Raw genomic sequence first — 5,836 nt, 5'->3', positions numbered from 1 at the left:
CTTTTTACGTTCAAATTTGAAGTCAAATTTACAAATTTTAATTTCAAATTTTACTCGCCGAGACCCGTACCTTGAAAACGTCAAATTTGATTTAAACTTGCGACGCTTTGCTTCTAGAGCAAAGCAATGTCGCCACTTTTAGCGTGCAGTGGGGTTGGAGAGGGCTTGGGGGAGGAAGGAGCGACGCTTCGTAAGTAGAACCCCTTCCTCCCCCAAAGTAAAGAGAAAGGTGAACGCCAAAGGGAGCTACTTTGCTAGCTTCGATCGCAACTGCTAGCAGAACATAATTCAAGCCCCTTCCCTCTTAGCAAGAAAGTAAAAGTTGAAAGTCGTTTTATTAAATTTGCAATTTACCGTCCAAATTTAATGAATTAAATCAACAAAAAACCAAGATTTAAATCAAGATTTTTGATTTAAATCTTAGGTATAATTATCAAAAATAAGTTGAGGTAAGCTCAAATTTGCCTCGAGTAAATTTAGCATTTTCGCGGTGCGGGTCTGAGCCGTCCAAATTTAACGCAAAGCTAAATTTAAGCGCTCGGCGGCACGTAAAAGTCAAATTTAACGCGACGTAATCTCGCGGGCGTTTAAATTTACAAAGTCGCGCGACGAACTCGGCTATGCGACAAGTTCAAATTTAAGCAAAGCCGAATTTATAAAGGGCGCGGCGCGTAAAAATTGGCGGGCGGCGCGGCAAATTTGAGCTCAAATTTAACCGCGAACAAAAGCGAAACGAAATAAAATTGAAAATCTTAATACAAGGAGAAAGCTATGAACAGACGAGGATTTTTGGGACTCGGCGCGGCGCTGGGCGCGACGACGATGGCTCCTAGCCTTTTTGCTAAGGAAAACTTTACGATGTGGGGCGCGCCTGCGATCCCTAGCGTGATAATGGCAGTAGCAAGCATACAAGGCGAGCTAGCAAAGACGCACGACGTGAAGCTGCGCATCTGGAACACTCCGGACGTCCTGCGCGCGGGTGTGGCTAGCGGCGATATAAAGGTCACTATGTCGCCCTCAAACGTCGCAGCGAACCTGCGAAATCAGGGGTTAAATTTCGCGATGTTAAATTTACTCACGCTAGGCGTCATGAATGCGATGATAAAGGACGAGAGCATCAAGACGCTAGAGGACTTCGTCGGCAAAAAAATCATAATGCCGTTTAAAAACGATATGCCCGATCTCGTGCTACGCGCGCTTTGCAAGAAACGCGGCATAGACGCGAGCAAGCTTGACATCACGTACACCCAGACTCCGCCTGAAGCGGTGGGGCTGTTTATCCAAAAGGACTACGACGTGCTTATCGTGCCGCAGCCTCTTAGCGAAGCGACGATTTTGCGCGGTAAAAAAGCGGGCGTAGCTGTGCATTACGGGCTTGATTTTCCTAAAACTTGGGGCGAGAGCTTTAATGCCAAGCCATACATCCCGATGGCGGGTATCATCGTCAATGTGGACTACTACGAGGCAAATCGCGCGCTTTTTGAGACGCTGCACTCCGATCTAACGAGCGCGCTAAAATGGATTCTAGAAAACAAACAAAGCGCGGCTAAAATCGGCGCCGAGTATCTGCCGGCTCCAGAGCCTGCGCTAGCCGGGGCTTTTGATAAAGCAAATTTGACCGTAACAAAAGCGCATGAGTTGCAAGACGACGTAATGGCTTTTTTTGAGCAAATTTTTGAGTTTAATCCAAAGCTTCTGGGCGGTAAAATGCCTGATAAGAGCCTGTTTTTATGATACTCGTCGATAACGTCAAAAAAGACCGCGGCGCGTTTTTGAAGGTCGTGGACTACCTTTGGGGCGGCTTTAGCGGATTTGCGACGATCGCGCTTATCATCGCGCTTTGGCAGATCGGCAGCGAGCTGGGAGGGGAGTTTTTGCTCCCGGCTCCGCAGGCTGTTTTCGTGCGGGCGTACGAACTTTTGGCGGATTATAAAAACAGCGAGATAAACATCACTCTCGTGCGCTCGCTAGTAGGCGTCGGCACGGCCTGTGCCATCGGTATCACGCTGGGGTTGGTTGCCGGAGCATATAAAAGCTTTGCCGCGTTTTTAAAGCCGGTTATCACGACGCTGCTTTCTATGCCGCCTATTATTTGGATCGTTTTAGCTATATTTTGGTTTGGGTTTGGAAACGCGAGCACTATATTTACGATCATTATCACGGTTTTGCCGCTAACCTTTGCTAGCTCGATGGTCGGTATGATGAGCGTTAGCGAGGAGCTAAAGGAGATGTTTGACGCGTATAAACTGGGCATTTGCAAAAAGATTCGCCACCTATACGTTCCGCACCTAACCAGCCATATCATCAGCTCTCTAAGCGTCGCCGTAGGCATGGGCGTAAAGATCGTCATCATGGGCGAGCTGCTAGGCGCGAACGACGGTATGGGCGCTAAGATCGCAAATGCTAGAGTGATGCTAGATACCACCGAGGTGATGGCCTACGTCGTGCTTACTATCGCTATCATTATGCTTTTTGAGTATCTGGTTATCGAGCCGCTAAAGATCACGCTAATGCCGTGGAAAAGGTAGTTTGCTATGCTAGAACTTCAAAATTTAGAATACGAAATTTTACGCGATAAGGTCGTGCGCGATTTTAGTTTAAAGGTCGGCGTGGGCGAAGTAGTGACGCTGTTTGGCGCGAGCGGCTGCGGTAAAACCACGATCCTGCGCCTGATCTCGGGTCTCATAGATCCTCGCAAGGGAAAAATAATCAATAAATTTAACAAAACGACCTATCTCTTTCAGGAAAATCGCCTGCTCGAGTGGAAAAATGCGCTCGAAAACGTACTGCTCGTGATGGATGAGCCCGATGAAAAGACCGTACTAGAGCTCTTTGCTAGACTTGGACTAACGGAAAAAGACGCGCTAAAGTACCCAGATGAGCTAAGCGGCGGCATGCGCCAAAGGGTTGCTTTCGTGCGGGCGATCGTGACAAAGCCCGATTTGCTGCTGATGGACGAGCCGTTTTCGGGGCTTGATTATGATATGAAAGAAATCCTGATAGACATCGTCACGCGCCGAGTCGAGGAGGGCATGAGCGTCGTGCTGGTGACTCACGATAGGATGGAGGCAGCCAGGATGTCTAGTAAAATTTGCTTTTTAGCGAGTAAGGGCGCGGTGATCGAGCGCGAGCTGGAGCTTGACCTTGCCTTTTCGCAGCGAGATTTTGCCTACGCTAGCGGCGTGATAGACGAAAATTTTAAAGGAAAAATCTATTATGATTAACGACTTTTTTACTCATCCGATGAGAATTTTTTTCCTTACGAGCGCGGTTTGCGCGGTGCTGGGCGGGGCGATATTTTTTACGCCCGTGGATTTTATTAGCTGGCACAAATTTATCTTTTTGCACCTTGTTGCAGCCCTTGCGTATGCAGGATTTTTGCTAACGGGACTAACTGATTGGACGAACTTTGGCGGAGGGCTTAAAAAGCACGCCTACGTTATGTTTTCGTTTTTTGCGGCGAGTTTTGTTAGCGCATTTTTTAGCCTGTTTGCGGCGCACTTTTTTATGGCGCTTTTTTGGGCGTATCTGGCAGGGCTTTGCGTTTATATGATCTGGCTCGACCGTAACGACGATCAGCTTGGCGTTTTAGCATTTTTACTCGGCATTTTGGGCTTTGAGATTTACTATCTGCTTAGCGGCGAGGAGAAATTTTTAAATTTACAAATTCATCTGCACGTTATCGCGATTTTGCTCGTATCTTTTCGCGTTAGCGTGGTGCTTGGCAAAGAGGCTCTAAACCGCGAGCCTGGCATGCAAGACGCGGCTTTCGTGCCAAATTTCGTCTATAAAAACATCGCGATCGTTAGCGTTTGCGCGTTTTTGTTAGCGAGCCTGTTTTTTGAGGGCAGCAAGGCGGTAAATTTTGTCGCGATAGCCTGCGGTAGCGCGATTTTAGCCAAGCTAAAAGAGTGGCACTACAAGGAGCTTTTGCGCCATAGCTTCGTGATTTATTACTACCTGATGCAGCTTTTGCTAGCCGCGGGCTATGCCATTTACGGCGCGAGCGGGATTTTGGGGCTTGGGCTGGAGACAAACATGCTACACGTCATCGCGCTAAACGGCATTATTTTTAGCATTATGCTTATCTTTAACATCGCCGGCCTGCGCCACAGCGGGCAGGAGCTTGAGTTTTTACGCCTGAGCAAGATCGCCTTTGCGTTAGTTATCATTGCTGGCATTTGCAGGGGCTTTTTGGCTTACGTTTGGAGTGGATTTTATATACATTTACCGGCAACTCTCATCGCCGTAGCGTTTGCGCTTTGGTTTATCGACTTTTATAAAATTTTTAGAGATAACGAGTTTAGCGATGATCCGGAGTAGGCTAATCCAGCGTCCTTTTATACCTAGTGAGCGATATGGCCGTGCTAACGCATAAAAACGCCAAAATCGCGGCCAGGTCGTAGTAAAAATCGCTAAGCTCGGCGCTTTTTAGCCATACGCCTCTAATGATACGCAAAAAATGCGTCAGCGGAAAGCACTCGCCGATAAATCGCGCCCACGCGGGCATCCCGTAAAAAGGAAACATAAACCCCGATAGCAGCATCGAAGGCAAAAAGAAAAAATAAGTCATCTGCATCGCCTGCAGCTGGCTGCGAGCTAGCGTGCTAAAGGTAAAACCCACGCCCAAATTTGCAAGCATCAGCAAGGTGCAAGCCGTAAAAAGCGCGCCCCAGTCGCCGATAGCGGGTAGCCCGAAAAGAAGCCTAGCTATAAGCAAAAGCGCGCCCACTTGCAGATAGGCTATGAGCAGGTAGGGTAAAATTTTGCCTATCATCACCTCGGCTGGGCGCAGCGGAGCGGCTAGGAGATTTTCCATCGTGCCGCGCTCAAACTCCTTCGTCACCGAGATACTCGTTAGCAGGATCGTCGTTAGCGTGAGCAAGATACCCATGAGCCCGGGGATGATCTGATAGCGCGTGAGTAGCTCCGGGTTGTAGCGAGAGTGCGCGCGTAGCTCAAATTCCGCTCTAGGCTGCGCGTAGCCGGGCTTGTCTCTAGCTAAGACCTGCTCAAAAGCTATTTGCAGCGCGGCCGCGGCACCCGAGTTTGCCGATGGGTCGGTGGCGTCGGTGGCGATTAAAATTTTAGGCGTTTGGCCTCGCATGAGGTCGCGTTCTAAATTTGGCGGAAAATAGATAATAAACTGCGCCTCGCCGCTTTGCATCATGGCTTCGGCTCTATCTGCGTCCGCGCCGACGTTTTTGACGTCGAAAAACTCCGTATTTTTCATCGCGCTAACTAGCGAGCGGGTGAGCTTGCCGCCGCCCTCTGCGATCACTACGGCTGCTGGCAGGTGGCGCGGGTTGTTGTTTATCGCGTAACCAAAAAGCAGCATCAGCATTAGCGGCATCGCGATGATCATAGCTAGCGTCGCGCGGTCTCTTAAAATTTGACGAAATTCCTTAACGACCATCGCCGCGGTGCGAGAAAACGAGATAAATTTCATCGCCGCTCCTAAAATCGCTCGTCTTTATGAAGCTCTAGCAGGTGGATAAAAACATCCTCTAGACTTGCTTTTATCGGTCTTAGGCTTAGCTCGTTTCGCGGTATTTCTAGGGCTTTGACCGCTTCTTGCAGCGCGGCTGCGTCCTTTGCCGTGACGTGATAGCCGTTACCGAAAGCTGAAACGCTAAGCGCGGCGTTTGAGGCTAGCAGCGACGCCGCTTCTCCCGCTCTATCTCCGCTTAGCTGCCAGACGTTTAGATCGTAGCCCGCGATGATGTCTGATTGCGTGCCGCGGGCTAGGATCTTGCCGTAGGCGATGTAGATGAGCTCGTGGCAGCGCTCGGCTTCGTCCATGTAGTGCGTGGAGACTAGCACGGTGATGCCGTCC

General features: G+C 49.3%; 5 protein-coding genes and 1 pseudogene. 4 read left to right on the top strand and 2 right to left on the bottom strand.

Annotated features, from left to right (window positions below):
• Window positions 1–771: 771 nt before the first annotated feature.
• The 4 genes from H740_RS06555 to H740_RS06540 are packed head-to-tail and all read left to right on the top strand — an operon-like array spanning window position 772 to window position 4,323.
• Window positions 772–1,734 carry an ABC transporter substrate-binding protein gene (locus tag H740_RS06555; RefSeq protein ID WP_002952587.1) on the top strand — a complete coding sequence of 321 codons (963 nt, stop codon included), beginning with the start codon at window positions 772–774 and terminating at the stop codon, window positions 1,732–1,734.
• Entirely contained in the window at window positions 1,731–2,528 is a 798-nt protein-coding gene (locus H740_RS06550; protein ID WP_002952586.1) for an ABC transporter permease, read from the top strand. The genes H740_RS06555 and H740_RS06550 overlap by 4 nt, the downstream gene beginning before the upstream one ends.
• A 6-nt stretch (window positions 2,529–2,534) precedes the next feature.
• Complete coding sequence (locus H740_RS06545) at window positions 2,535–3,224, top strand: ABC transporter ATP-binding protein (RefSeq protein WP_002952585.1); 690 nt, start codon at window positions 2,535–2,537, stop codon at window positions 3,222–3,224.
• On the top strand, window positions 3,217–4,323 hold the full coding sequence (locus H740_RS06540) for an NnrS family protein (protein ID WP_002952584.1): 1,107 nt from the start codon (window positions 3,217–3,219) through the stop codon (window positions 4,321–4,323). Before H740_RS06545 ends, H740_RS06540 begins: the two co-directional genes overlap by 8 nt.
• A gap of 1 nt (window position 4,324) precedes the next feature.
• Here the strand turns inward: H740_RS06540 and H740_RS06535 are convergent, their stop codons facing one another.
• Window positions 4,325–5,449 (bottom strand): ABC transporter permease, encoded by a 1,125-nt coding sequence (locus H740_RS06535; protein WP_002952582.1) that lies wholly within the window; start codon window positions 5,447–5,449, stop codon window positions 4,325–4,327.
• Between the two features lie 8 nt (window positions 5,450–5,457).
• Window positions 5,458–5,836, bottom strand: a pseudogene (locus H740_RS11945) (ABC transporter ATP-binding protein); the annotation flags it as partial.

The sequence above is a fragment of the Campylobacter showae CC57C genome (assembly GCF_000344295.2).
Classification (GTDB): Bacteria; Campylobacterota; Campylobacteria; order Campylobacterales; family Campylobacteraceae; genus Campylobacter_A; species Campylobacter_A showae_B.
The sequence above is the reverse complement of the archived record's forward strand: the minus strand, read 5'-3'. Positions and strand labels throughout refer to the sequence as shown.